The following is a 26280-nucleotide window of genomic DNA, read 5'->3' as shown; positions in this document are numbered from 1 at the left end:
TGCCGAACTTGCGGGCCGGATCAGACGAGCTCGGGTGTCATTGCCGCGAGCAGCACCGCCTGATCGTCGCCGTGACGCTCGCGGCTCTCGATCCACCATAGGCCGGCTTTCTTGACCGGCCAGCTTGCGTCGCTGCCGGCGAGCAACCTGGCTGCGACATGGCCGAGCGTCGGCTGATGACCGACTATTACCACCGTGGCGGCAATGCCTTTGGGCCAGCCCGCCGCATTGAGTACGTCGGCCGCGCTTGCATTCGGCGCCAGTTCGCGCACGACGCGATACTGGTCGCTCAGCGTTTCCGCGGTCTGAATGGTGCGCACGGCCGGACTTGCGAGGACCACGGCGTCATCGGGCAGCCGCGTGCGCAACCATTTGGCGACGTTCTGCGCCTGCTTGCGCCCGCGCGTCGTGAGCGCGCGGGCAAGGTCCGTGGCGGCATAGTCTTCGGCTTCGGCGTGACGCCAGAGAATCAGATTCATGCGGGCTCCTGAAGTCTAAGTGCGGCGATTGGGGCCTTCCGTGTGGTGTCGACCGTTGCGTTGTCCACTGTCGCATGGGCGTGACGTGGGCTGCAAGGCAGGCAAGGGGGCGGGCGCTCGCGGCGCGCCTGGATGGCTCGTGCATGCGTTGCCGGTGCGTTGTGGCTCGCTGCCGTGGCGCTGCCGCTTTGCGTTGCCTTGTTGCTCCGCCTTTGCTCCGCTCGTGTTTTGCCTTGCTCCGCTTTGGGTCGTCGGGTGGTGGGTGACGCGCGGTTTCCATCGCGGTTTCCACATCGGTCTGCTGTAGCAGGCCGCGATCCTGCATTCGCCGGTGCCGGAAAAACGGTGCCGGAAAAACAAAAAACCCGCGAAGCCGAAGGCTACGCGGGTTCCGTCATACATGCTGCTTGTTTCGTGGTCGGAGCGAAAGGATTCGAACCTTCGACCCTCTGATCCCAAATCAGATGCGCTACCAGGCTGCGCTACGCTCCGACGAATCCGAGATTCTACGTGGCTTCGAGTGCCAGAGTCAATCGCGAATTGCGCCGGAGCCGAAAACGCTGCGTCATATGCGTCCCATGACAAGCAGCACGATGACGATGATCAGCACGACGCCGAGCAGGCCGGTGGGGCGGTAGCCCCAACCGCTACTGTACGGCCACGTCGGCAGCGCGCCGATCAGCAGCAGGATAAGCACGATGAGCAGGATGGTTCCGATCGTCATTTGAGTTCTCCCTGTCCGGCCGCAGAGGATGCTGGCCGCATGGTTGATCCGGCGCACATTGCTTGTCACGGCAAGTGACGCACAACGTACGCGCTCCTTGCAGCCACCGAGTCAGCAACGCTCATGCCTGGCGATCAGCGCCGGCCCTCTTCAGACGAAACGCGCGCAAAGCGGCACCCGCTCGCGAGTGCGAGTGCGGGACCAACCAACCGCAGATGGATCAGGCCACCGAGGCGTCAATGCCGCCGACGCATCCAGTGCGGCATATGCACATGCTGGTGGGTCATCCAGTGATGCAGCATGCCTTCGCCGTGTTCGCGCCGATAAGTTCTGGTTTCGAAGATGGACAGCACCAGCAGCACCGCGAGACCTACTCCGAGTCCGACCAGACCCGCGATCGATTCAGCGTCCATGGCAGTCTCCTATGACGTCCGGCTGTGACTTCATAGTAGGTCACGCATCGCGAAATGGCAGAGGGACCTGTGCGCGCGGCGTCATGGAACGCGCGTTGCGGGTAGACTTCCGCGCTCCCGCCGTCCGTTCCTTTTCCCTTCCCCTTTCCTTGAGAGACCAGCGTCCATGTTCCGCGTTTCGATGATTACATTGCTGCTCGCCGCCGCTGCCGGCACCGGTATGGCCGGCTGTGCGAACGGGCCTTCCGGGCACCGTGCCGGCCCGCCGCAAGATCCCGCCGATTACCACGGCGTGCCCACGGACACTCACCCGCCCGCGATGGTGCCCGCGCCGGTCGCACGTTGAGTGCGGGCGGAGAATCTAGCCGCTGGGCAGAACAGCAGAACAGGGCAGAGCAAAGCAGGGCGGGTGTGCCGGGCTGGTGCTGCACAGAGCCAGCCCGCGCCGAAGCAGCCTTCGTCAGGCGTCGGCGCCGCCCACACTACGAACCAGCTTCGGCAGATGGTGCGCGAGCGTCACGCCGCGCGCGGCCATGAAGAGGAGCAGCGCGGCCCACAGTCCGTGATTGCCATACGCGCCGGGCAGCACCCACGACGCGCCGACGAAGAGCGCGAACGACACGATCATCGAGCTCATCAATTCGCGTGTGCGTGTTGCGCCGATGAATACGCCGTCAAGTAAATAGCCCGCCACGGATACCACCGGCGAAAGCGCCGCCCACGGCAGATACAGGTAGGCCGTGTTGCGCACGGCGGGCTGATCGGTAAGACGTTCGACAATCCACGCACCGGCACCCGCATACACGAGCGCAAAGCCAAGCGAGCCGAGCACGGACCAGAAGGCTGTCACCTTGACCGCAGCGACGAACGCGCGCCGGTCGCGCGCGCCGATTGCGGCACCGACCAGAGCCTCGGCCGCATGCGCGAAGCCGTCGAGTCCATAAGCCATAAAGGTCTGGAAGTTGAGCAGCAGCGCGTTGGCGGCGAGCGTCGCGTCGCCCTGGCGCGCGCCGAGGTGCGCAAACCAGCCGAACGACAGCAGCAGACACAGCGTGCGCACGAAGATGTCGCGATTGAGCGTGACAAGCCGCCTGAGCGCCGCCGCATCGAAGAGCGCGCGGCGGGTCGGCGCAGGCAGGCCGCGCGGCCTGCCGCGCCACAGCAGCGCTGCGCCGAGCACGAAGCCAAGCGCGTCCGCAGTGGCGGTGGCCGCACCGATTCCGGCGACACCGCAATCGAAGGCGGACACGTAGAGCAGCACCGCGGCAATGTTCACGCCGTTGATGAACACTTGCGAGAGCAGCGCAAGCCGCACGCGCTGTGTGCCGAGCAGCCACCCGAGTACGACGTAGTTGCCCAGCGCGAAGGGCGCGGCCCAGATGCGCGCGTGGCAGTAAAGGCGGGCGCTGTGCTGCACCGCGTCGCTGCCGCCGAGCGCGCGCAACGCGTAGTCAATCAGCGGCGCTTGCAGCGCGAGCACCGCGGCGCCGATCACGGCCGCGAGCAACAGCGCGCGCATCACGTCGTCACGTAATCCGGCGTGCTGACCGGCCCCGTGCGACTGCGCGACGAGGCCCGTGGTGCCCATGCGCAGAAAGCCGAAGCCCCAGAACACGAAGTTGAAGAAAAGTCCGCCGAGCGCCACGCCGCCGAGATACGACGCATTGCTCAGATGTCCGGCGACGGCGGTGTCGACAGCGCCGAGAATCGGCTGTGTGAGATTTGCAAGAACGATCGGAAACGCCAGTGCAAGCACACGGCGGTGCCAGCGCACCGGCAACGGGCGTGCCGCGTGCGCGGCAGAGGCCGCTTCGCTCAATGGCGTTCCTGCACGCACACCCACGGCGAGACGACCACCGCCCACAGGTCGGGATCGCGCGCGGCGAAGTCGGCGGCGGTGTCGGACTGAACCCGCTCGACGAGCCCCGCTGACAACCACTGGGTGACTTGCGTGGTGTCGTCGTTGGCAATCGCTTCGGCGACGCTCACCAGATCGAGGGCGCTCGCGACGCGCAGCAGCATGCCGCGCGCAAAGAAGCGTTCCAGCTCCGGCCAGCCGATTTTTGCGGTTTCGGCGAGGAGCTTGGCGTACAGGGGGCTATGGGTGGCGTCGTTGGAAGTCATCGTCAGCGGGTTCCGGCGGGGTCGATACTATAAACCATCGGCGCGGGCTGCCTGCGCGGTGCGCGTTCAGCATGCCCCGCCTGCGGCAATGCAGCCGATTCTGAACCTTGATGCCGCTCGGTTCAATGTCGTGCATTTGCGCGAGGCCGTCACGGACACGAGATGTAAAACTGTGGGGAGGAGCCGGATTATGACTTTCGGCCGACTTGCACGACGCGGTCCCGATGAATAACATCTTATTATTGATTAATGAACAGACGATTTTTAGAGCGGCGATAATTCGTCGGTCGATTGGAGGCTGCGCAGTTTCGCAATTGGAGAATCCGGTGCTCAATGGCTATCGCGGGAGTGACGAAAGCGGCGATTTAATCGAAAGAGTGCGGTGGCACACCAAGTGTTTCCGGAGCGATCAACGGTCTAAAATCGCTGCGCTCGTGTGCGCGTCGGACTCCTGCATGTTTCATCAGCCCAATGGTCGGGCTGTGGCATCAGCCTTGCTACATGCGGGTTTCCAGCGAGTTAATCGTCGCATTCATTGCCGGATAATCGGCCAATCAGCGTCGTCAGGCGACGTTTTATTCCGTGTTTCGCAATTCACATAACGCGTAATCCGTGCGTCGCGTCACATTGTCCGGGAAATTAATATATTGCGCTTGTAAAACCGCATTGATAAATTCGGTTCTGGCGCATGGTGAACCGGTCCTTTGCCGATATGCGCCGAACCCCCGTTAGCCCGGCCTCGCGCCGGGCTTTTTTTCGCCTGATTTTTTACCGGTGGTCATTGCGCGTACACACGCCGCGCAGATCATAAAGCTTACTTTTTCTTTCGCGGACTATACGCCTCATCATCATTTTCATTGCGGTGTGGCCTGTCGGCCTGGCGGCGCTGCTGGCCTTCGCCGCGCGCATCGAGCCGCGCTCCGGGCGCTGGCGGCGCGGCCCGTCGGCCTCACCGCGATCCGGCGGCGCGGCGCGTGCGCGTTATTGCTTGCAGCGAATGACCATCGACCGGTTTTTCACGTTCGCGCCGAAAATGCCGCCGACCGTGCCGCCCGAAGTCGCGCCGTTATCCACATCCTTCGATACGACGTCGTAGCCGTAATTGCCGCAGACTTCGCCCGCCCGTTTGTAGCATTCGGCCCAGCTGGTGCTCGCATCGCTGCCGCTGCAGTTGATTGCGAAGCCGGTGTCCCCGCTCGGCAAGTAGGTCATGGTGGTGGTCGTGGAGCAACCGGGAAGGCTCGCGAGTGTCAGCAGGCCGACACCGATCGCCGCGGCCGACGCCATGTAAGCCAATGCGCTCTTCATTCAAGATTCCTTTGCAGATGTGAAAGACGTGGCGCGAGCCACGTGTGCCGGATTGAGCGTTTATAGCACGCGGGGTTCCCCGCGCTCGCCGCTGATCCGCTGCGGTGCCGCGTGAGCCAGGTCGGGCAAGGGCGGCATGACGATACGCCCGGCGCATGAAGTAACACCGGCCGGCGGCGAGTCGCCCGACGCCCTGCCTGCAAAACGCGCAGACGCCATGCGCAGACGCCATGCGCAGACGCCATGCGCAGACGCCACGCCCGGCGGGCGGCGGCCGCAGGGCAACGAGTCGCCCCGTGCGCCGGCACCCGGCACGACTGGCTTAGCGCGGCGGCAGCGCGCGTGAAGGATCGATCGAGCGCCCCTGGTAGCGCAGCTCGAAATGCAACATGACGCGGTTCGTGTCGGTGTCGCCGACCTCGGCGATCTTCTGCCCTTGCGCGACCGTGTCGCCTTCCTTCACGAGCAACACGCGATTGTGCGCATACGCGGTCAGGTACTCGGTATTGTGTTTCAGAATCAGCAGATTGCCGTAACCGCGCAGTCCGTTGCCTGCGTACACGACCGTGCCGGCCGCCGCTGCGACCACGGGCGTGCCGGCCGGGGCGGAAATGTCGATGCCCTTCGAGTTCCCGCCGTCGAAGCCGCGAATGACGGTGCCGCTGGTCGGCCACACGAGCGAAATAGACGAGGCCGGCGCGGCCGAAGCCGCGTTGTCAGCCGGCGCGGGACGCGGCGTGGCCGAAGCGCTGCTGCTGCCGTTGCTGCGCACGGCGCCGCTCGTCGAGGCCGCGCCGTTGGGCGGCTCGACCCGCAGCACCTGTCCGACCTCGATGTTGTCGGGGTTGGTCAGGTTGTTCCAGCGCGCGATGCTTTGCACCGACTGGCGATGACTGCGCGCGATCTTCGACAGTGTGTCGCCCCGTTCGACGCGGTAAAAACCCGGACCCACCGGCGCCGAGCCGCACGCGGCGAGCAGCGCAATCAGCGAGACGCAGGCGAGTTTTCTGATCATTCCTGTTTCAGGCATTGGACCTCGCAAAGCGCTGCCGCGCGCCGATCCCGATCACGCGGCAGGTAGATACAAAGCGTCCGATTCTAACGGTTTTGCGTCGCAGCATCGGGAAAACCAGCATTGCCTGCCGTTTGCGGCGTTCAGCGCAGCTTCGCCACCTGGATTCGCAATGCGGCCACTTCCGTCTTGCCCGGCTCGAGCCAGCGCAGTCCCATGCCGTTGTGGATCGCATCGGGCAGGCCGAGCCACGGCTCCACGCAGTAGAAGTCCGAGTCCGCCGCTTCGGTCCACGTCGTCACCGCGTACCAAGGCACCGAGTCCGGGCGGTTCAGGTCGATCGTGATCACGCGGTCGAGCCCCGGCGCGGTCAGCTTGACCGGCTGCGACGGCACGCCGGTCAGACAATGGAAGCGGTCGTGGATGCGCGCTTCGTCGAGCGTGTAGCGCGCTTCGCCGGGCTCCGCTGCACTGATCGAACCGTCCGCCTGTTGAAAACGCCGCGCGGTTGGCGGCAGTTCAAGCGATGTCGCGGCGCGCTGCGTATGCGGCAGCGTGAAGTAGAAATGATGGCCGGCGTAATAGGGCAGCGCCGCGTCGCCGGTATTGGTGGTGGTAAGCGTGACCTCGAGCGTGCGGGCGTCGATCAGCGTATACGCAGCTTCGAAGCGGAAACCGAACGGATAGCCACCGCGCGTCGCCTCGCTGTCGGTCAGCACGAGGCGCAGGCCGGCGCCGTGCACGTCGGCGTGCACGTCGAAGGGCAGGTCGCGCGCAAAGCCGTGCATGGGCAACTCGCGCACCGTGCCTTGCGCGTCGCGCCAGTAACCGATCTTGCCGTCCACGCGATGGCGGCCGAGGAACGGAAAGAGCAGCGGATTGCCGCCGCGAATGCGCGCAGGCTGGCTCCAGTCGGCGTGCTCCGGCCAATGGATCACCTCTTCGCCGTCGATGATGCACGAAAGCAGACGGCCGCCGGCTTGCGGCGCGAAGCGGAGCACGGAGGCGTCCTGGGCGATTTCGAGAATGTCCTGCTGCGGTGAAAGAGGCATGGTCGATGGCGTGATGGGTCAATAGGAAGCCCGCGCGAGGCGGGCTGAAGAGGGTCCGGCGTTGGCGCGCCAAACAGCGCCGACCGGGCTCACGCCCGCGCGACGCGCGCGGCAAGCCGGCCGAGACGACGATTTTGCTCTGCTTTGCGCTACGGGGAAACCCTTCTCGGGAAATTGCGAGTGTCGCGAGCGGCCGGTTGTTGCCGATAATCCGTCTCACTGCCCGGTGACATCTGCTGCCGGGCGAGATCGTTCAGGAGGCGTCATGGATCTCGCAATGGCAATGGGTGTCGCGCTTTTCGGCATGTTCACCGCAAGTACCGTTTATTTCTTCTACAAGGTCGAGCGCTGATTCGCGCGTTCCCGGCTGTTTGTCGGCGTGGCCTCGCCTGCCGCACGCGCTCGGCATACCACGCCGCAGGCGCGCTTCGCAGCCCGCCGTTTGCTCTGTCGCCTCGTGCGTTTCGCCTTGCGTTTCGTAAGCTTGACGCCTTGCCGGGGCACTGACCCAGAGCATTGCCGTTAGACGACTGAAAGGACTGCCGTGCGTCGGCGGTCCCGATCGTTGCGATTCGCGAAACCAGCTTTTCGCATCGTGACGCAACGCGTCAAAATTTCCCCGAATGTGGCCCAAACGCTTGGCGCTGACTTTGCAGCCAGGCATAATCGGTGCGCCTTTTAACGCGCCGGGTAACTCGTTGTGCGGCGCGCTGTCCCCGACATCTTCCTTACAAGGACTGCCGCGTGAATCTGTCGTTTCTGATCTTCCTGAGCGTGCTGCAAGGCGTGACCGAACTCTTTCCGGTAAGCAGTCTCGGCCATACGCTGCTGGTGCCCGCATTGTTCGGCATGCATATCGATAAACACGCGCCGCAGTTGCTGCCGTTTCTCGTTGCCCTGCACCTCGGTACGGCGTTCGCGTTGCTGTGGTATTTCCGGGAGCGCTGGTGCGCGCTCGTGCGCGGTTTCTTTGCGTCGCTGAGCGGACGCCGCAACGACGACGCACACATGATGTGGGCGCTCATCATCGGTACGATCCCGGCCGGGCTGGTCGGCCTGCTGCTCGAAAAGCGGCTCGAGCGGATCTTTCACGACCTGCGCATCGTCGCGATCGCGCTGATCGTCAACGGCGTGCTGCTGTGGCTCGGCGACCGCCTGCAGCGCTCGCGCGCGCATCAGGCGCCGGAGAAAATGAATTTCCGCCAGGCGTTCTTCGTCGGCCTCGCGCAAATTGGCGCGCTGATCCCCGGCTTCTCGCGCAGCGGTCTCACGATGATTGCCGGCAACGCGGCCGGCCTCACCGCAGAGAAAGCCGCGGAGTTTTCGTTCCTGCTCGGCACGCCGATTATTTTCGCGGCCGGGCTGCTCGAACTGCCGAAGCTCTTTCACGCGCCGGGTCAACTCGCGGACGCACTGCTTGGCGGCGTGCTGACCGCCGTCGCCGCCTACCTCAGCGTGCGTTTCCTGATGCGCTATTTCGAAGGCCGCGGACGTCTCGCTTCGTTCGGTCTGTACTGCGTGATTGCGGGCATCGTGTTCCTCGGCTGGTTCGTGCTGCATCCGCAACCGGTCTGATAATCTCAGGAATGTCGCCCCGCTGTCGCGGGCGTGAAGCGATCGGTTATAATCCGGGCCCAGCCTTGTGCGGCGGTAGCTCAATTGGATAGAGCACAGGTCTTCTAAACCTGAGGTTGTGAGTTCGATCCTCGCCCGCCGCGCCATTGCCTGCAGCAAGAATCCCATCTACCGCATCAACGGTGATGGGATTTTTTTATGGCCGGGCGCCCAATAAAAAAGGGCAGCCGAAGCTGCCCGCAGAAAGCCGCCCGCGAGGGTGGCTGTTGCTTATCGTTTCTGTTCGATCGTCACGTGCCTACTGCCTGATGTTCAGCGCGGCGGTCAGGTCGCCCATCGGCTTGCCGCCGTTGGCGGTGAGCGCCGCGTCGCGTGCCGCGATGCCCGGCAGCGTCGGCAGCGAAAAGCGATGCGTGATGAAGCGCAGGATCGACGTTGTGTCGTATTGCGTGTGGTCGACAAAACCCTTCTTCGCGAACGGCGAGACGATGAGCGCCGGAATGCGCGTACCGGGGCCCCAGCGGTCGGCCTTCGGCGGCGCGACGTGGTCCCAGAAGCCGCCGTTTTCGTCGTACGTCACGACCACCAGCATGTTGTTCCACTGCGGGCTCTTCTGCAGATGCGAGATGACGTCGGCAATGTGCTGATCGCCGGAGGCGACGTCCGTGTAACCCGGATGCTCGTTCAGGTTGCCCTGCGGCTTGTAGAACGTCACTTGCGGCAGCTTGCCGCTGTCGATTGCCTTGATGAACTCCGAGCCGCCTACGCCGCCGTCGAGCAGGTGCTGAGCGCGGTTCGCGGTGCCCGGCGCCAGATCCGCGAAATAGTTGAACGGCTGATGATGCGGCTGGAAGTTCGGCGTGCTCAGATTCGCGCCGTAGATCACATTCGACGTGCCGTTTTGTGCCGCAGACAGCGCCGCGCCCCACGCGCCGCCATACCACGCCCACGAGACCTTCGCATTGTTCAGCAGGTCGCCGATGTGTGTCTGCGTCTGCGCCGGCAAAGTAGTAGCCGCGGTGGGATCGGCGAGATTGGCGTCGCCGCCCGCAGCCGCCTTGTTGCCGCTTGGCTGATACGGCGGCTGCATCGTGTTGACCGCGTAGAAGTCAGGCGTGAGGTTGCCCGACAGCACGAATTTCGGCGGGCCGTTGAGCGCCGAAGCCGGCGAGTTCGACGCGAGCTTGAGCGTCACGCCGTCGCTTTCGACTGCCGAAATCGAGCCGGCCGCCGGGCTCTTGTCCGCGTTCGGGTAGACCGGCGTGCACGCGCACACGAGCCACTGGTGATTGAGGAACGAGCCGCCGAACGCGCCCATGAAGAAGTTGTCTGCGAGCGTGTATTGCTGGGCGATTTTCCACAGCGGCAGCTTGTCGGCATTGAGCGTGTAATGGCCCATGACGAGTCCGCCCGAATCGGCCCACGCGGCGAACTTGTCGTTCTTGCCGCCGTCGATCTGCATCTGGTTTTCATAGAAACGGTGATACAGGTCGCGTGTCGTCGCGGTGATCGGCGTGTTGAACCCATTGGGGTCGTCGATCGCGAAGGGGCTGTTCGGCAGATTGGCCGTCATGGCTTGCGTGACAACCGGCGTCACGCCGGTCTGCGTGAGGCCGTTCCAGACCTGGGGCAGCGTAGCGAGCGTCGAGCCGTCGCGGTCCAGTTGCTTCGCGGCTGCCGCACTGACGTTCTGCAGACCGTTCGCGCCCGGAAAGTTACCGTACAGGTTGTCGAAGCTGCGGTTTTCCGCGTAGATCACCACCACCGTCTTGATCGACGTGATGTCCGGCTGGGTGACCTCGTTGCCGCCGCACGCGTAAAGGGTGAGCGCTGCGGCGATCGCCAGCGGCGTCGCGCAGATCAGTTTCTTGTTCATTTGATGGAGTTCTCTCTCTGTCGTTGGGGACGGGCCGAACACAGCGCCTCTTTCTGCGACCGCCCGCGAAAGTGTGGCGACGCAATTTGACAGAACGATGTATTCATTACGGATCGCTTTGAGTCGACGGTGGCCGTCGGCTGGATGTCATTTCGGCGACATACGAATGACATACGCTCGCGGACTTCGATATCGCAGATTCACATCATTCATATGCGGCTCGGTCCGGCGGGGATCCTGCAAACAACAGCACGTCTAACGGCGCCACGAGACGCGAAGCGGGGGCCAGCGCGTCGCGCCTGCGCGCGCCTGCTGGCGGCGGCCTTCGGGGCCGTTGCAGTGAGCGCGAGTCTTGCGGGCTGCGATTCCGGCGCTCCGGCGGCGGCAGAGCAGGCGCGCGCAAGCGGCGCGGGGGCATTGGTCGAGAGAGGCGCGCCGGCGCTGCAGCCGGCGGCGCTCGAGGCGGCTCGGCCAGTGGCGCTCAAGGTGGCGCAGCAAATGTCTCATGACGCGGCTCATGAAACGCCTCGTGAAGCGGTGCAAGGGGGCGGCCAGACGCGTGCGCAAGTCTACGAGTCCGTGCGCAGGATGACTGCGCTCGGCAAGCAGCTATTCTTCGACCCTTCGTTATCCGGCTCGGGCAAGCTCGCGTGCGCGTCGTGCCACAGCCCCGAGCACGCGTTTTCGCCTGGCAACGCGTTGTCCGTGCAACTGGGCGGCAGCGACATGCATCGCACCGGCATGCGCGCGGCGCCGACGCTCAAGTATCTGCAGTCGGTGCCGGCATTCGCCGAGCACTATCATGAGTCGGACGACGAAGGCGACGAAAGTGTCGACGCCGGCCCCACCGGCGGCCTGACGTGGGACGGTCGCGTCGATCGCGGCAGCGATCAGGCGCGCATTCCGCTGTTGTCGTCGTTCGAGATGGGCAGTTCGCCGGCCAGGGTCACCGCGGCAGTAAAGGCCGCGCCTTACGCGGCGGATTTTCGCGCGGCCTTCGGCGAACGTATTTTCGATAGCGACGACGCGACCTTCAAGGCGGTCCTGCAAGCGATCGAAACGTTCGAGCAGACGCCGGAGCTGTTCTATCCGTACAGCAGCAAATACGACGCGTATCTGGCAGGCAAGGCGCAACTTACGAAAGCGGAGCTGCACGGCCTCGAGCTTTTCAACGACGAAAAGAAGGGCAATTGTGCGAGCTGTCACATTAGTCAACGCACGCGGGACGGCGCGCCGCCGCAATTCAGCGACTTTGGTCTGATCGCGATCGGCGTGCCGCGCAATCGCGCACTGCCGGTGAACCGCGATCCCCGTTTCCATGACCTCGGGGCGTGTGGTCCCGAGCGCACGGATCTAGCAGGACGCGCGGAGTTCTGCGGCATTTTCCGTACGCCGACGCTGCGCAATGTCGCGTTGAAAAAGAGCTTCTTTCACAACGGCATCTATCACTCGCTCGAACAGGTGTTGCACTTCTATGCCGAGCGCGACACGAACCCGGAGAAGTTTTATCCGGTCGTGAAAGGCAAGGTGCAGAAGTTCGACGATCTGCCGCGACGCTATTGGGCGAATCTGAATACGGAGCCGCCGTTCGACCGCAAGCCGGGCGACAAGCCCGCGTTGAATGACGCCGAGATCAAGGACGTGGTGGCGTTTCTGAACACGCTCACCGATGGATACAAAGCAGGAAAGTGAGGCTCGGCGTCGCTGGGAAGGCGTGTGTGCGAAGCCGGCTCGAGGTGATTGACGGTGGTACTGCGCCAGTTCAGACGCGCGCGTCGGCGAGCATGCAGTAGCAGGCCGAAAGCAGCAGCGCGAAGGAGATGAGCAGGCACGCCATGCCAATGCGAGTCAGGAAGTTGGGCCAACGCGGGCGGCGAAGTCCGTCGATACGCACGATGGGCCGCGCGAGGCCGGGGTCGCGCCGCAGCGCCACAGGCACGAGCGCGATGCAAAGCAGCGCGAGTGCGACGGCGACGGTTTCCAGCGCAATGGGCAGTTCCATGATGAGGCGTGGTTTGAAGTGATTTGGCGCGAACGCGAGGTACGGCCAATCATAGGAAGGCACGCCGCTCGGGGCTATGGGACCCATCCTAAAAATGAGAAGCTCGCGCCGTCACCGTCAGCGGGCGCCTTCATTCTTACCCCGGCTGTCACCCGCGCCGTCACCCGCGCCGCGCGGCCAGGCCGTCACGCGGGGCATGCTATGCTTTTGGGGTCCAGATCGCGTGCCGCAGCGAGCGCCCCACGACCGCCCCAAAACGTTTGCGAGGAGAACCCTTCAATGTCGATGAGAACCCGTGCCTTCCGTCAACTGACTGTCGCAGGATTGCTGCTTGGCGCGGCGATCGGCGCGCAGGCGGCTAACCTCGGCTTTCTGAACGACACGCCGATCACCTACATGAAGCAGCGCGATGTCGACTCGATCAAGCAGGCTGTGTTCGCCGCGCTCGATGAAAAGCAGGACGGCGAAAGCGCCAACTGGGTCAACGAAGGCACTCGCAACAGTGTGAAGATCGACGCGACCATCACTGTCGTGCGCACGACCAAGGACGGCGAGCGCACTTGTCGCGATATGGGCGTCGTGCTCAATGCAAAGGGCCAGTCGATGAACCTGCGCCCGCAGTTCTGCCGGGAGGGCAGCGGCAAATGGCAACTGCAGAAAAAGCGCTGAGCACGCGCCGCGTCGCGGGAACGCGCGCGCGCGGCGTGCCGGCGCACGCGCAAGCCGCGCGCCGCGCGGGGGCTGCCACGCGATGAGCCCGCGCGTCGTTTCATGCGGCATCGTCCTGCTCGATCCCGCGGGGCGCGTGTTGCTCGCACACGCCACGGACACGTCGCACTGGGACATCCCGAAAGGCCACGGCGAAGAGGGCGAGGCGCCGCACGTCACCGCGCTGCGCGAGATGATCGAGGAAACCGGCATCGCGCTAAAACCCGAGCGTCTGAAAGACCTCGGTCTGTTTGTTTATCGCCGCGACAAGGACCTGCACCTGTTCGCCGCGCGCGCCACCGCGGACGAACTCGACCTCGGTTCCTGCACCTGCACGTCGCTGTTTCCACGCCGCTCGGACGGCACGTTGATTCCCGAGATGGACGCGTATCGGTGGACCGCGCCCGACGAGGTGGAAAAGTACGCCAGTCGCAGCCTCGCGCGGCTTTTTCAGACCACCCTTTCGCTGACGGAACTGCATCGCTCGCTATAGCGGCGACCGAACCCGTTTCTGCGACGATGACTGGACGCCCAGCGACTCACCGTTAGCCGGGATGCGCTGAGCGCGCCGTGCCGGAATCCACAAACAAAAAAGCGTGCATCGGCAACCCGATGCACGCCCGATCCGACGAGCCGCTGCGCGACAACGCGCACTGATCCGTGGCTTTACGCCGGCTTGCCCCAACTGTCGCGCAAGCTCACGATCCGGTTGAACACCGGCTTGCCCGGCTTTGAATCGACACGATCCGCGACGAAGTAGCCGTGCCGCTCGAACTGATAACGCTGCTCCGGCAGCGCACCATGCGCGCCTGGTTCCAGGTAGGCATTGACCACGCGTTTGGAGTCCGGGTTCAGTGCTTCGAGGAAGTCGCGGCCGCCGGCATCCGGTTGCGGCTCCTTGAAGAGACGGTCGTAGATGCGAACCTCGGCCGGGCAGGCAGCCGCCGCGCTGACCCAGTGGATATTGCCCTTCACCTTGTAGTTGTTCGCGCCTTCGGTGCCCGACTTGCTGTCCGGGAAGTAGTTGCAATGCACCGCGACCACGTTGCCGTTCTCGTCCTTCTCCGCCCCCGTGCATTCGATCACATAGCCGTAGCGCAGGCGCACCCTGTTGCCGGGGAACAGCCGGAAATAGCCTTTGGGCGGCGTTTCCGTGAAGTCGTCGCGCTCGATCCACAGCTCGCGCGAAATCGGAAACTCGCGCACGCCCTGTTCCGGATGATGCGGATGCACCGGCGCGCTGCACGGCTCGCTCAGACCTTCAGGGAAGTTGTCGATGACGAGCTTCAGCGGGTCGAGCACCGCGGCAATGCGCGGCGCCTTTTCGTCGAGATCGTCGCGCAGCGCGCCTTCGAACACGCTCATGTCGATCCACGAGTCGACCTTGGTGACGCCGATGCGCTCGCAGAACAGCTGGATCGATTCGGGCGTGAAGCCGCGCCGCCGCACGCCGACGATAGTCGGCATGCGCGGGTCGTCCCAGCCGTCCACGTGACCTTCGTTCACGAGTTGCAGCAGCTTGCGCTTGCTCGTGATCGCATACGTGAGATTCAGGCGCGAGAATTCGATTTGCTGCGGCAGCGGGCGCGTGAAAATGCCGGCTTCGGCAAGCTCGTTCAGAATCCAGTCGTACAGCGGACGATGGTCCTCGAATTCGAGCGTGCACAGCGAATGCGTGATGTTTTCGAGCGCGTCCGAAATGCAGTGCGTGTAGTCGTACATCGGGTACACGCACCATTTGTCGCCGGTGCGGTAGTGATGCGCGAAGCGGATCCGGTAGAGCACCGGATCGCGCATGTTGAAGTTCGGCGACGACATGTCGATCTTCGCGCGCAGCACGTGCTCGCCTTCCTTGAACTCGCCCGCCTTCATGCGGCGGAACAGATCGAGGTTTTCCTGCACGGAGCGTTCGCGAAAGGGCGAGGGCGTGCCCACTTCGGTGGCCGAGCCGCGGTTCGCGCGCATTTCTTCCGCCGACTGGCTGTCCACATACGCCTTGCCGCGCTCGATCAGCAGCTCGGCGAATTCGTACAGCTTGTCGTAGTAGTCGCTCGCGTAGTAGAGGTGCTCCGTGCCGTCTTTCTGCCATTCGAAGCCCAGCCAGCGCACCGCGTCGATAATCGAATCGACGTATTCGACGCTTTCCTTTTCCGGATTGGTGTCGTCAAAGCGCAAGTGGCACACGCCGCCGTAGCTGCGCGCCACGCCGAAGTTCAGGCAGATGCTCTTTGCGTGACCAATGTGCAGATAGCCGTTGGGCTCGGGCGGAAAGCGCGTTTCGACACGCTGACTCCACTTGCCGCTGCGGTTGTCGTCGTCAATGATGTTGCGGATGAAATTGGATGCCGCTGGCGCGTCGTTGCGTTCGGTATTCATGCGAGATGGTGAAAGTCTGTCGGGGGCGCGTGGTGCGCTCACTTATCCGGCAATTCTACCTGACGAGACTGGATGCGGCAGGGAGTGCGCCGGCGCACCGACGCGCAAGCGGGTTTCGTGCTGCGTTCGGCGCAGACCGGCCCGGTGGCTCGCGCGCGGCCACCAGGTCATGGCGTGCTGTAACAGGAGGTAAATCGCTTTGTTGCTGCGCGCACGGGCCACTTAGCATGCGTGCGGCGCGCCTGCCCATGCGTGCGGCGCGCCTGCCGTCCGCCACGGCGCCTCGCGCGGCCGCGTTGCGCGCGGGTCCGCGCCCGGAGCCGCGCGAACCGTACCGCCGTTGTCCGCTTGCACCGACCTTTGCGATTCGTGCACCATGACGCCCCTGGTGGGTCCGCAGTTTCGCCCTCGGTTTCCCGTCAGTTAGTCCTCAGTGCCGGAGTTTTTCGGATGCCAATGCCGACGTACGACGCGCCTCGCGCGCCTCATGCCTTCACCTTTGCCTTCACCTTTTCCGCGGCACGCATTGCGCCCGCCGTGCTGATGGTCGCGGTCGCCGCCACCGTGCTGGCGCCGGCGTCGGCGCTCGCGCGGACGGCTGTGCCCAAAGCGCTATTCGATGCATCCGCGGTCGCAACTCCCGACCGCTACAGCGCCGACGCCGCGCAGCAGATCTTCGCCGCCGGCGGCAACGCGGTCGATGCGGCGGTGGCCATCGCCCTTACGCTCGCCGTGACCCGGCCCGATTCAGGCAATCTCGGCGGCGGCGGATTCATGACGCTGTACGTCGACGGCAAGCCGTATTTTCTCGACTACCGCGAGCGCGCGCCGCAGCAGGCGACCCGCGACATGTATCTGGACGATAAAGGCAACGCAGTGCCGGGCATGAGCACAGTGGGCCATCGCGCGGTGGCAGTGCCCGGCACCGTCGACGGCATGTGGCAGGCGCAGCAGCGTTTTGGCAAGCTGAAATGGAAACAGGTGCTCGCTCCCGCCATCCGTTATGCGACCGATGGCTTTCAGGTCGACCCCTGGCTGCAGCAACGACGCGACGCAACGGCGAAGAATTTCGCCGCGAGGACCAATTTCGACGCCTATTTCGCGGGCCTGAAAGCCGGCAGCACGTTCCGCCAGCCGGAGCTCGCGCAAACCCTGTCGCGCATTGCGAGCGACGGCGGCCGCGAGTTCTACGAAGGACGCACCGCAGGTCTGATCGCACAGCAGATGTACGGCCACGGTCTCGTCACGAAGGCCGATTTGCAGCAGTACAAGGCTGTCTGGCGCCAGCCGCTCAGGGCTGAGTGGAACGGCTACGAGGTGCTCACCGCGCCGCCGCCGAGCTCGGGCGGTGTGGGTCTGATCCAGATGCTGAAGATGAAGGCCCATTTGCAGCAGGCATTCGACGGGCTGGAACTGAATTGCGCACCGTACATTCATCTGATCGCACAGATCGAGGACCGCGTGTTTGCCGACCGGCAGCAATATATCGGCGACCCGGACACGTACAAGCTGCCCGTCGACAAACTGCTCGACGACGCCTATCTCGCCCAACGCGCGGACGAAGTCAAAACAGACGAAGTGCCGGGCGCGGCGGCGATCAAGCCTGGTCTTGGCGACGCGCCGCCCGAGAAGGCCCAGACGACGCACTTCTCGGTGGTGGACAAGTGGGGCAACGCGGTGTCGAACACCACCACGCTCGACGGCGAATTCGGCTCGGGCGTCGTGGTGGACGGCGCCGGCTTCCTGCTGAACGACGCGATGGATGACTTCGTGACGAAACCCACTGCCTCGGGCGAGTCAACCGCAAGCGGCGCCGATCTGAACACGGTGTTGCCAGGCCGCCGCCCGCTTTCGTCGATGACGCCGACCATCGTGCTGAAGGACAACAAGGTGTCGCTCGTGATCGGCACGCCGGGCGGCTCGCGTATTCTGACTTCGATTTTTCAGGTCGTGACCAATCTCTACGACTTCGGCATGACGCCTGCGGACGCGCTCGCGGCTATGCGCTTTCACCACCAGTTGCTGCCGCAAAAGACGATCTACTTCGAACCCTACCGCCCGATTGCCGGCGAACTCGCCGCTCAGTTGCAAGCGCTGGGCTATGTGCTGGAGGGACAGTCGTTCAACGGCGATGTGCAGGTGATCCGCATCGACGGCACGACGCTCGAGCCGGCTGCCGATCCGCGTGGCATGGGCGTCGGCCGCGTGATACGGTGAGCGCGTTGCAAAGGGGTGGGCCGTGGCGGGCTGTCGCGGTTGTCCGCCCCTTCCAGGCCGTATCGCCAAAAAACAAAGTTACGGGGAACACCATGAGCGAATCCAAACCCAACGTACTTGTCCTGCCGGGCTACCAGAACTCTGGAGCCGGGCATTGGCAGACCCGCTGGGAAGCACGCGATCCGTCATTTACGCGCGTCCAGATGCCTGACTGGGATCATCCGTCGCGCGACGCCTGGTGCCGCGCGCTCGACGCCGCGGTTGCATCCGTCGACGCGCCGATCCTGCTTGCGGCCCATAGCCTGGGCTGCCTGACGACGGCGTTCTGGGCCTCGCAGTATGCGAGCGCTGCGCAACTCGCAAGGATTGCCGGCGCGCTGCTGGTGGCCGTGCCCGATCCGGCCGAACCGCACTTTCCGCAAGACGCAAGCGGGTTTGCTTGCGTACCGCTCGAACGCTTGCCGTTCCCGAGTATCGTCGTATCCAGCACGGACGACCCCTACGGCGGCGTGCCGTTTTCGCAAGCCTGTGCGAAAGCGTGGGGCAGCCGCTGGATCGACGTCGGCCCGCGCGGACACATCAATGCGGACAGCGGACTCGGCGATTGGGACGAAGCGCGCGAGTGGCTGGCCGCGCTTGGCAAGCCGAGCTGAAGCGGCGCGGTGCAGTCGGCAGCGGTTGGGGGTAGCGGTCGCTGGTCGCGATCGCGTTCGCGTTCGCGTTCGCGTTCGCCGATCGCTGGCCGCCGGTCACTGGTCACTGGTCGCGTTCGTCGCTAGCCGGTCGCCGGTCGCCGGTCGCCGGTCGCCGGTCGCCGGTCGCCGCCCGCCGCCCGCCGCCGGCCGGCGCATGCCCCTCGGCGAATGCGAATGCGAACGCGTAACTGCGGCAGCGCATCGCCTGCCGCCTTCCTCCTGCCGCCTTCAAATCACCGCTTGCGAGCGCAACGCCGTAATCTGTTCGTCGCTGTAACCCAGCACGTCGCGCAGCACGCTTTCGGTATGCTCGCCGAGCGTCGGCGGATGAGCAAGCGCCTCGGGCGGCGTGCCCGTCATATTGATCGGATTGCGCACCAGCTTGACCGTGCCACCGGACGGGTGCGGCAGATCCACCTGCATGCCGCGCGCCACCACCTGCTCGTTCGCGAACACCTCCGCGAGGTCGTTGATCGGTCCGCAAGGCACGCCTGCCGCTTCGAGTGCCGTGATCCATTTCTGCTTGCCCTGCAGGCGAACCATCTGCGCGAGAATCGGCACGAGCACGTCGCGGTTGCGCACGCGTGCGGGGTTGGTGGCGAAACGCTCGTCCTCTGCGAGTTCGGGGCGTTGGCCGACCTCGACGAATTTGCGGAACTGCCCGTCGTTGCCCACCGCAACGATGATCCACCCGTCGCTGGTCTGGAAAGTCTGGTACGGCACGATGTTCGGATGCGCGTTGCCCCAGCGCACCGGCGGCTGCCCGCTTGCAAGGTAATTCGAGTTCATGTTGGCGAGCATGGCTACCTGCACGTCGAGCAGCGCCATGTCGATATATTGACCTTCGCCCGTGCGGTCGCGATGCGTGAGCGCGGTAAGCACGGCGATGGTGGAATACATGCCGGTCATCAGATCGGCAATCGCCACGCCCGCCTTTTGCGGACCGCCGCCCGGCTGACCGTCGCGCTCGCCGGTAATGCTCATGAACCCGCCGATACCTTGCACGATGAAGTCGTAGCCCGCGCGCTGCGCGTACGGCCCGGTCTGTCCGAAACCTGTCACCGAGCAGTAGATCAGATCGGGCTTCACCTTCTTGAGCGACGCGTAGTCGAGGCCGTATTTCTTCAGCTGTCCGACCTTGTAGTTCTCGAGCACCACGTCGCTTTGCGCGGCTAGTTCGCGAACGATCTGCTGACCTTCGGGCGAGGCGATATCCACCGTGACCGAGCGCTTGTTGCGGTTGGCCGCCAGGTAGTAGGCCGCCTCTCGCGTGTCCGCGCCGTCGGGCGTCTTCAGGTACGGCGGGCCCCAGTGGCGCGTGTCGTCGCCCACCTCGGGTCGTTCGATCTTGATGACGTCCGCGCCGAAATCGGCAAGCGTCTGCGCGCACCAGGGGCCCGCGAGCACGCGGGTGAGATCCAGCACGCGAATATGACTGAGAGCGCCCATGTTTGTCCGTGTCTCCAATGTAAGCGGGCGGCACACGAGGCGCCGCGAATGTGGGCAATCTTAAGCGATTCACGCGAGCGGGCGCAGTCGGCCGAACGTCATAGGACGAATCGGGCGCCGTTGCAGATGAAACGAGGTGTCACGAAGCGGGCCCGCACAGCACGTGAACCTGCGTGCGACCGTGGCGTGTGGCGCGCTGTCTGCGGGGCTCGCGCAAAAACTCCCCGGCGAAACCGGCTCAGAACGTGACCGGAACGTGCCCGAGACGTGACCGAAGTTGAGCGAAGCTGAACCAGGCCGACCGCACCTGGCCTGGTTCAACCTGGCCAAACGGCCAACCGGCCCGCGGCGGCGCCGCGCAAGGGCGCCGATCCCGTATAATCAGTCGTTTAAGAAACAAACAGTTGGGGCATCTCACGATGCCGCCGGTAAAAGTCAGGAATAGTCAGGACCGTCCCCCGCACGCCATGAAAGCCGCCGAAATCCGCGAGAAGTTTCTCAAGTTCTTCGAATCGAAGGGCCATACGATCGTTCGCTCGTCGAGCCTTGTGCCCGGCAACGACCCGACACTGCTCTTCACCAATTCGGGAATGGTGCAGTTCAAAGATGTGTTCCTCGGCGCTGAGTCGCGTCCGTATTCGCGCGCCACGACCGCGCAGCGCAGCGTGCGCGCGGGGGGCAAACACAACGACCTGGAAAACGTCGGCTACACCGCGCGTCACCACACGTTCTTCGAAATGCTGGGCAATTTCTCGTTCGGCGACTATTTCAAGCGTGACGCGATCCACTACGCGTGGGAGTTGCTCACGGGCGTCTACCAGTTGCCGAAAGAAAAGCTGTGGGTGACCGTCTATCACGAAGACGACGAAGCGCACGATATCTGGGCGAAAGAAGTGGGCGTGCCGGTCGAGCGCATCATCCGTATCGGCGACAACAAGGGCGCGCGTTACGCGTCGGACAACTTCTGGCAAATGGCCGACACCGGTCCGTGCGGCCCGTGCTCGGAAATTTTCTACGACCACGGCCCGGACGTATGGGGCGGCCCCCCGGGATCGCCGGAAGAAGACGGCGACCGCTACATCGAGATCTGGAATCTCGTGTTCATGCAGTTCAACCGCGACGCGCAGGGCAACATGACGCCGCTGCCCAAGCAGTGCGTCGACACCGGCATGGGGCTCGAGCGTATCGCGGCGGTGCTGCAGCACGTGCACAGCAACTATGAGATCGACCTGTTCCAGGCGCTCATCAAGGCGGCGGCGCGCGAAACCGGCGTGAGCGACCTCGCGAACAACTCGCTGAAGGTGATTGCCGACCACATCCGCGCCTGCTCGTTCCTGATCGTGGACGGCGTGATTCCCGGCAATGAAGGCCGCGGCTACGTGCTGCGCCGTATCGTGCGCCGCGCTATCCGTCACGGCTACAAGCTGGGCAAGAAGGGCTCGTTCTTCCACCGTATGGTGGCCGATCTCGTCGAGCAGATGGGCAGCGCCTATCCGGAACTGAAAGACGCGCAGGCGCGCGTGACCGACGTGCTGCGTCAGGAGGAGGAGCGCTTCTTCGAGACCATCGAACACGGCATGTCGATTCTCGAAAACGCGCTGGCCGAGCTCGAAAAGAAGGGCGCCAAGACGCTGGACGGCGAACTGGCATTCAAGCTGCACGACACGTACGGCTTCCCGCTCGACCTGACGGCAGACGTGTGCCGCGAGCGCGAAGTCACCGTTGACGAAGCCGCGTTCGACGAAGCCATGGCGCGTCAGCGCGAACAGGCGCGTGCGGCCGGCAAGTTCAAGATGTCGCAAGGCCTCGAATACTCGGGCGCGAAGACCACGTTCCACGGCTACGAGGAAGTCGTCTTCGACGACGCGAAGGTCGTGGCGCTGTATGTGGACGGCGCCTCGGTGCAGGAAGTCGCGCATGGTCAGCAGGCGGTCGTGGTGCTCGACCACACGCCGTTCTACGCGGAATCGGGCGGCCAGGTCGGCGACCAGGGTCTGCTCGCCAACGCGAGCGTACGCTTTGCGGTAACCGATACGCTGAAGGTTCAGGCCGACGTGGTCGGTCACCACGGCACGCTCGAGCAGGGCACGCTGAAGGTGGGCGACGTGGTGAAGGCCGAGATCGACGCGGTGCGCCGCGCGCGCACGGCTCGCAACCACTCGGCCACGCACCTGATGCACAAGGCGCTGCGCGAGGTGCTCGGTTCGCACGTGCAGCAGAAGGGCTCGCTGGTCGATCCCGACAAGACGCGCTTTGACTTCGCGCACAATGCGCCCATGACGGACGAGCAGATTCGCCGCGTCGAAGAAATCGTCAACGCAGAAGTGCTGGCGAACGCGCCGGGCATCGTGCGCGTCATGCCGTTCGACGAAGCGGTGAAGGGCGGCGCGATGGCGCTGTTCGGCGAAAAGTATGGCGACGAAGTGCGAGTGCTCGACCTCGGCTTCTCTCGCGAACTGTGCGGCGGTACGCACGTGCATCGCACTGGTGACATTGGCCTCTTCAAGATCGTGATGGAAGGCGGCGTGGCGGCGGGCATTCGTCGCGTGGAAGCCATTACCGGCGACAACGCGGTGCGCTTCGTGCAGGATCTCGACGCGCGCATCAACGCCGCGGCCGCGGTGCTCAAGGCCCAGCCGTCCGAGCTCACGCAGCGCATCACGCAGGTCCAGGATCAGGTCAAGCAGCTTGAAAAAGAACTGAGCGCGCTGAAGTCGAAAATGGCGTCGAGCCAGGGCGACGAACTGGCCGGGCAGGCGATTGAAGTCGCCGGCGTGCAGGTTCTTGCCGCGACCCTCGAAGGCGCCGATGTGAAGACGTTGCGCGAAACGGTGGACAAGCTGAAGGACAAGCTGAAGAGCGCGGCAATCGTGCTGGCTTCGGTTGAAGGCGGCAAGGTCAGCCTGATTGCGGGCGTGACGGCGGACGCTAGCAAAAAGGTCAAGGCCGGTGAGCTGGTCAATTTCGTTGCGCAGCAGGTTGGCGGGAAGGGCGGCGGCCGGCCCGACATGGCTCAAGCGGGTGGGACGGACCCCGCGAATCTGGGCGCCGCGTTGGCGGGCGTGAAGGGTTGGGTCGAAGCGCAGCTTTGATCCGCCGTTAAGCTCGAGGGCTCAGCCGATCGGCCGAATACGGCAGGCCGGCTGAACCAGGTGAAAGTCGGCCAAACCAGGCGATAGCAGGCGAAACCAGGCGATAGCAGGCAAAACCAGGCGATAGCAGGCGAAACCAGGCCGAAGAGCTTAGAGCAGGGCAGCCAATGCCGATTGGGGCCACGTAGGACGTCGAATTGCCGGCGTGTTACGTGGCCCCATGTTTTTCCACGAGCGCGTTTGCTTGCGGCTTCTGGCTGTCGAAACTTCGCGCCGTTACGTGCTTGCGGCCGCTCATTCGAACGCCCGCAAACCCGCTAGCGTTTGACACGCTAATCAGACGACGTCAGCGCCCATCGGTGTCCGAGCGTCGGCGTGCGCGTCCAGGTGTGCATCTGAAGCGCCGGCCTCTGTTTCCTCAAAACTGCGCAGGCTGCGCTGTCCTGTCAGCGTCTGCTTCAACGCATTGAGCGCTGACGAGAAGTGCCCGCGTCGCCAGACGAGCAGCGTCTCTATGGTGCCGATGTCGGGCAGGTCATGCACGGCGATATTGCTCGCGTCGGCGGCCAGCCCCAGCACCGAGCGGGGCGCCACCGCCACGCCCGCGCCGGCGGCGACACATGCGACGATTGCGTGATACGAACCCAGCTCGAGTACGCGCGCCGGCCTCACGCCGTGCTCCATATACCATTTCTCGATGTAAGTGCGATACGCGCAACCGCGCTCGAACGCCACCAACGTCGACAGCGCGATATCGCGCACTTCGCGAATCGGCCGATGCCCGCGCGGCGTCAGCATCACGAGTTCCTCTGTGAAAACCGGTACCGCCTCGAACAGTTCGCCTAGGGCGGCGGGGTCGAGCGGCGTGGCTACCAGCGCGGCGTCCACCTCGAATTCGCGCAAGCGCTCGATCAGTTTGCCGGTGGTGCCGGTCTCGAGTTCGAGCGCGACATCGGGCCATTGCTGGTGGTACTGGGCGAGCAGGGCGGGAAGACGCGTCGCCGCGACGCTTTCCATGGTGCCGAGGCGCAGGCGTCCGCTCGGACGGTCCGCGCGCACGGCGTGACGGGCCTCGTCGGCCAGAGCAAGTAGCCGTTCGGCATAGGGCAGCAGCGTTTCACCGGCAGGTGTGAGCACGAGGCGCCGGCCGTCGCGGATGAAGAGTTCCGCGCCAAGCTGTTCTTCAAGCTGCTTGATGCGCGTGGTGACGTTGGATTGCACGCGGTTGAGCTTCGCGGCGGCTCGCGTCACGCCGTTCTCCCGCACGACGGCCCGAAAAATCGTCAAGGCGGCCAAGTCCACGATTCTCTCCTGGCGATGGATGGTATCCGAATTATTCATTTTTCATGATCGAATCGTCAAGCTAACATGGAATCACCCTACCCGGATCGGGGCCGTCGATGACCGCCCGGTTGTCGCCGGAGTATTGCGATGCGTTGTCTTGCGGCTTCCTGGCGGCGACTGACGCGGTCCGGCAGAAGCAGTTTCCACGTGATTCCTTTTGCATCTCACCTTCCTGAACGGTTGGCCATGAACGATCTCGCTTCGAACGTCCAACGTCTTCCAGCGCAGTCCCACGCGGCCCGCCGCGCCGCGTTGGCCTGCATGGTGACGCTCGCCGTCGCGCTCGGCGTCGGACGCTTTGCTTTCACGCCGCTCCTGCCGCTGATGCTTCACGGCGGCGCGTTCGGTCAGCCGCCAATCGACATCCAGCATGGCGGGTGGCTCGCGTCGTTCAACTACGCGGGCTATTTCGTAGGTGCGCTCACCTGCGCGGCGTTGCGGGTCGAGCCCGCCCGGGTGGTGCGCGCGGGGCTCGCGTCGACGGTGCTGTTGACGCTGGCGATGGGCGTCACGAGTCAGTTCTGGATATGGGCGGTGGTGCGCTTCGTTGCAGGAGCAGTGAGCGCGTGGACGTTTGTGTTCGCGTCGCAGTGGGGCTTGCGGCGGCTCGCGGAACTCGGACAGCCGGCCTGGAGCGGCGTGATTTATACGGGGCCGGGCGTGGGCATCGTAGGCACCGGCTTGCTGGTCAGCGCGGCGGGCGGCTACGGGGCGACGGCGGGATGGATAGGCTTCGGCTTGATCTCGGCGGTTCTGGCGGCGGTGGTGTGGCCGGCGTTTGGGAGCGGCACGACGTCGGCCGCGGATACGACTGCCAAGGCCAAGGTGGCGGTGGCGCCGGTTGTAGTGACAGCAAAGGAGGCTGCCGCCGCAACGCCGGGTGGAAGTGCCAGCCTCGGAGTTGTGAGGGCTGCCGAAGCAGTTCAGAGCACCGGAACCGCGCGAAATCGGGGAGCCGCGGGAACCGCCGGAAGTGTGGGAATCGCCGGAACTGACGGAACCACCGGAACCACCGAAAGCCCCGAAAGCCCCGGAACTGGCGAAAGCCCCCGAACTGCCGGAACCGCCAAATCCACCGGAACCACCGCAAGCCTCGAAAACCCCATCTCCCGGACCACTATTGCCGCGACCGCCCGCCCGGTATCCGACAGCATTCCGGCGACCCACCGCGCCGACGCCTTCTGGCTGGTAGTCCTATACGGCGTGCCTGGGTTTGGTTACATCATCACAGCGACGTTTCTGCCCGTGATTGCGCGCCACGCATTGCCGGGCTCGCCGTGGCCCGATCTGTTCTGGCCGATGTTCGGCGCCGCGTTGATGGTCGGCGCATTGCTGGCCGCGCGTTTGCCGCTGCATCTGGACAACCGGGTCCTGCTCGCGGGCAGTTATGTCTTGCAGGCGGTCGGCATCGCGCTCGGGATAGTCTGGCCGACGGCAGGCGGCTTCTCCCTCGGCAGCATTCTGATTGGCGTGCCGTTTACTGCCATCACGCTCTTTGCGATGCGTGAGGCGCGGCGTTTGCGCGGCGACGATGCGGCCGGTCTCATGGGCTACGCGACTGCTGCTTATGGCTTGGGCCAGATCGTCGGCCCGCTGGTCGCCGCGCCGATTGCCGCGCACACCGGCTCGTTTTCGCCTGCTCTGTGGCTCGCCGCCGGCGCGCTGCTGCTGGGCGCCGCGGGGCTGGTGGTCGTCGCGCGCGTGCCCCGGGGACGAGGACGTATGCCGGATTGCGGCTGCGGCTAAACCGGAGCGACGGCGGTGCTTCGAAGGCCCGAGAGCCGCTAGAGCCGCGCAGGCCGTCCGGGCCGCCAGCTCGCCAACCCGCCCAACC

General features: G+C 64.6%; 22 protein-coding genes and 2 tRNA genes. 10 read left to right on the top strand and 14 right to left on the bottom strand.

Annotated elements, in window-relative coordinates:
• Positions 1–20: 20 nt before the first annotated feature.
• The 4 genes from sixA to JNB89_RS22280 form a co-directional block, all read right to left on the bottom strand.
• The gene (gene sixA / locus JNB89_RS22295; protein WP_027210944.1) at positions 21–479 is read right to left on the bottom strand and encodes a phosphohistidine phosphatase SixA; all 459 of its coding nucleotides are present in this window, start codon (positions 477–479) and stop codon (positions 21–23) included.
• Between the two features lie 415 nt (positions 480–894).
• A tRNA-Pro gene (locus JNB89_RS22290) sits at positions 895–971 on the bottom strand.
• A 73-nt stretch (positions 972–1044) separates the two neighbouring features.
• Positions 1045–1203: a DUF3309 family protein gene (locus tag JNB89_RS22285; RefSeq protein WP_013340001.1), complete on the bottom strand. Its 159-nt coding sequence runs from the start codon at positions 1201–1203 to the stop codon at positions 1045–1047.
• 236 nt (positions 1204–1439) lie between these two features.
• Positions 1440–1616 (bottom strand): hypothetical protein, encoded by a 177-nt coding sequence (locus tag JNB89_RS22280; protein ID WP_167507846.1) that lies wholly within the window; start codon positions 1614–1616, stop codon positions 1440–1442.
• Between the two features lie 166 nt (positions 1617–1782).
• Between JNB89_RS22280 and JNB89_RS22275 the strand changes: the two genes are divergently transcribed.
• Complete coding sequence (locus JNB89_RS22275) at positions 1783–1962, top strand: hypothetical protein (protein WP_135892720.1); 180 nt, start codon at positions 1783–1785, stop codon at positions 1960–1962.
• A 114-nt stretch (positions 1963–2076) separates the two neighbouring features.
• Here the strand turns inward: JNB89_RS22275 and JNB89_RS22270 are convergent, their stop codons facing one another.
• The 5 genes from JNB89_RS22270 to JNB89_RS22250 form a co-directional block, all read right to left on the bottom strand.
• Positions 2077–3435, bottom strand: a complete 1359-nt coding sequence (locus JNB89_RS22270; protein ID WP_220363616.1) for an MATE family efflux transporter — start codon at positions 3433–3435, stop codon at positions 2077–2079.
• Positions 3432–3740, bottom strand: a complete 309-nt coding sequence (locus JNB89_RS22265; protein ID WP_220363615.1) for a DUF2288 domain-containing protein — start codon at positions 3738–3740, stop codon at positions 3432–3434. The genes JNB89_RS22270 and JNB89_RS22265 overlap by 4 nt, the downstream gene beginning before the upstream one ends.
• A gap of 981 nt (positions 3741–4721) precedes the next feature.
• Entirely contained in the window at positions 4722–5048 is a 327-nt protein-coding gene (locus JNB89_RS22260) for a hypothetical protein (RefSeq protein ID WP_013339995.1), read from the bottom strand.
• Positions 5049–5370: 322 nt separating this feature from the next.
• Positions 5371–6078, bottom strand: a complete 708-nt coding sequence (locus tag JNB89_RS22255; RefSeq protein WP_220363614.1) for a peptidoglycan DD-metalloendopeptidase family protein — start codon at positions 6076–6078, stop codon at positions 5371–5373.
• Between the two features lie 125 nt (positions 6079–6203).
• The gene (locus JNB89_RS22250; protein ID WP_220363613.1) at positions 6204–7112 is read right to left on the bottom strand and encodes an aldose epimerase; all 909 of its coding nucleotides are present in this window, start codon (positions 7110–7112) and stop codon (positions 6204–6206) included.
• A gap of 744 nt (positions 7113–7856) precedes the next feature.
• Between JNB89_RS22250 and JNB89_RS22245 the strand changes: the two genes are divergently transcribed.
• Together JNB89_RS22245 and JNB89_RS22240 are read left to right on the top strand one after the other, a co-directional pair.
• Positions 7857–8687, top strand: a complete 831-nt coding sequence (locus tag JNB89_RS22245) for an undecaprenyl-diphosphate phosphatase (protein WP_220363612.1) — start codon at positions 7857–7859, stop codon at positions 8685–8687.
• 69 nt (positions 8688–8756) lie between these two features.
• Positions 8757–8833 (top strand) — tRNA-Arg (locus JNB89_RS22240).
• Positions 8834–8985: 152 nt separating this feature from the next.
• Here the strand turns inward: JNB89_RS22240 and JNB89_RS22235 are convergent.
• Positions 8986–10563, bottom strand: a complete 1578-nt coding sequence (locus tag JNB89_RS22235) for an acid phosphatase (protein WP_220363611.1) — start codon at positions 10561–10563, stop codon at positions 8986–8988.
• Positions 10564–10776: 213 nt separating this feature from the next.
• Here JNB89_RS22235 and JNB89_RS22230 point away from each other — a divergent pair, with 213 nt between their 5' ends.
• Positions 10777–12255 (top strand): cytochrome-c peroxidase, encoded by a 1479-nt coding sequence (locus JNB89_RS22230; RefSeq protein WP_220363610.1) that lies wholly within the window; start codon positions 10777–10779, stop codon positions 12253–12255.
• Between the two features lie 70 nt (positions 12256–12325).
• Here the strand turns inward: JNB89_RS22230 and JNB89_RS22225 are convergent, their stop codons facing one another.
• A complete protein-coding gene (locus JNB89_RS22225; protein WP_220363609.1) occupies positions 12326–12565 on the bottom strand; it encodes a hypothetical protein in 240 nt (79 codons plus the stop codon).
• 279 nt (positions 12566–12844) lie between these two features.
• On the opposite strand from JNB89_RS22225, the gene JNB89_RS22220 reads away from it, so the two are divergent.
• Both JNB89_RS22220 and JNB89_RS22215 read left to right on the top strand, forming a co-directional pair.
• Positions 12845–13234 (top strand): RT0821/Lpp0805 family surface protein, encoded by a 390-nt coding sequence (locus JNB89_RS22220; RefSeq protein ID WP_013339988.1) that lies wholly within the window; start codon positions 12845–12847, stop codon positions 13232–13234.
• A gap of 82 nt (positions 13235–13316) precedes the next feature.
• Positions 13317–13766, top strand: a complete 450-nt coding sequence (locus JNB89_RS22215; RefSeq protein ID WP_220363608.1) for an NUDIX hydrolase — start codon at positions 13317–13319, stop codon at positions 13764–13766.
• Between the two features lie 173 nt (positions 13767–13939).
• On the opposite strand, the gene JNB89_RS22210 is transcribed toward JNB89_RS22215, so the two are convergent.
• Positions 13940–15649, bottom strand: a complete 1710-nt coding sequence (locus JNB89_RS22210; RefSeq protein ID WP_220363607.1) for a glutamine--tRNA ligase/YqeY domain fusion protein — start codon at positions 15647–15649, stop codon at positions 13940–13942.
• Positions 15650–16099: 450 nt separating this feature from the next.
• On the opposite strand from JNB89_RS22210, the gene ggt reads away from it, so the two are divergent.
• Together ggt and JNB89_RS22200 are read left to right on the top strand one after the other, a co-directional pair.
• Positions 16100–17866, top strand: coding sequence for a gamma-glutamyltransferase (gene ggt, locus JNB89_RS22205; RefSeq protein ID WP_220363606.1), 1767 nt, complete (start codon positions 16100–16102; stop codon positions 17864–17866).
• 92 nt (positions 17867–17958) lie between these two features.
• Positions 17959–18519, top strand: coding sequence for an RBBP9/YdeN family alpha/beta hydrolase (locus tag JNB89_RS22200; RefSeq protein WP_220363605.1), 561 nt, complete (start codon positions 17959–17961; stop codon positions 18517–18519).
• Positions 18520–18789: 270 nt separating this feature from the next.
• Here JNB89_RS22200 and JNB89_RS22195 read toward each other — a convergent pair whose 3' ends face one another.
• Positions 18790–20010 (bottom strand): CaiB/BaiF CoA transferase family protein, encoded by a 1221-nt coding sequence (locus JNB89_RS22195; RefSeq protein WP_220363604.1) that lies wholly within the window; start codon positions 20008–20010, stop codon positions 18790–18792.
• A 467-nt stretch (positions 20011–20477) separates the two neighbouring features.
• Here JNB89_RS22195 and alaS point away from each other — a divergent pair, with 467 nt between their 5' ends.
• Positions 20478–23102 carry an alanine--tRNA ligase gene (gene alaS / locus JNB89_RS22190; RefSeq protein ID WP_220363603.1) on the top strand — a complete coding sequence of 875 codons (2625 nt, stop codon included), beginning with the start codon at positions 20478–20480 and terminating at the stop codon, positions 23100–23102.
• 336 nt (positions 23103–23438) lie between these two features.
• On the opposite strand, the gene JNB89_RS22185 is transcribed toward alaS, so the two are convergent.
• Positions 23439–24404 carry a LysR family transcriptional regulator gene (locus JNB89_RS22185; RefSeq protein WP_220363602.1) on the bottom strand — a complete coding sequence of 322 codons (966 nt, stop codon included), beginning with the start codon at positions 24402–24404 and terminating at the stop codon, positions 23439–23441.
• Positions 24405–24632: 228 nt separating this feature from the next.
• Here JNB89_RS22185 and JNB89_RS22180 point away from each other — a divergent pair, with 228 nt between their 5' ends.
• Positions 24633–26192, top strand: a complete 1560-nt coding sequence (locus JNB89_RS22180; RefSeq protein ID WP_220363601.1) for a YbfB/YjiJ family MFS transporter — start codon at positions 24633–24635, stop codon at positions 26190–26192.
• Positions 26193–26280: the final 88 nt, after the last annotated feature.

The organism is Paraburkholderia phenoliruptrix (assembly GCF_019511605.1).
GTDB classification, from domain to species: domain Bacteria; phylum Pseudomonadota; class Gammaproteobacteria; order Burkholderiales; family Burkholderiaceae; genus Paraburkholderia; species Paraburkholderia phenoliruptrix_A.
The sequence above is the reverse complement of the archived record's forward strand: the minus strand, read 5'-3'. Positions and strand labels throughout refer to the sequence as shown.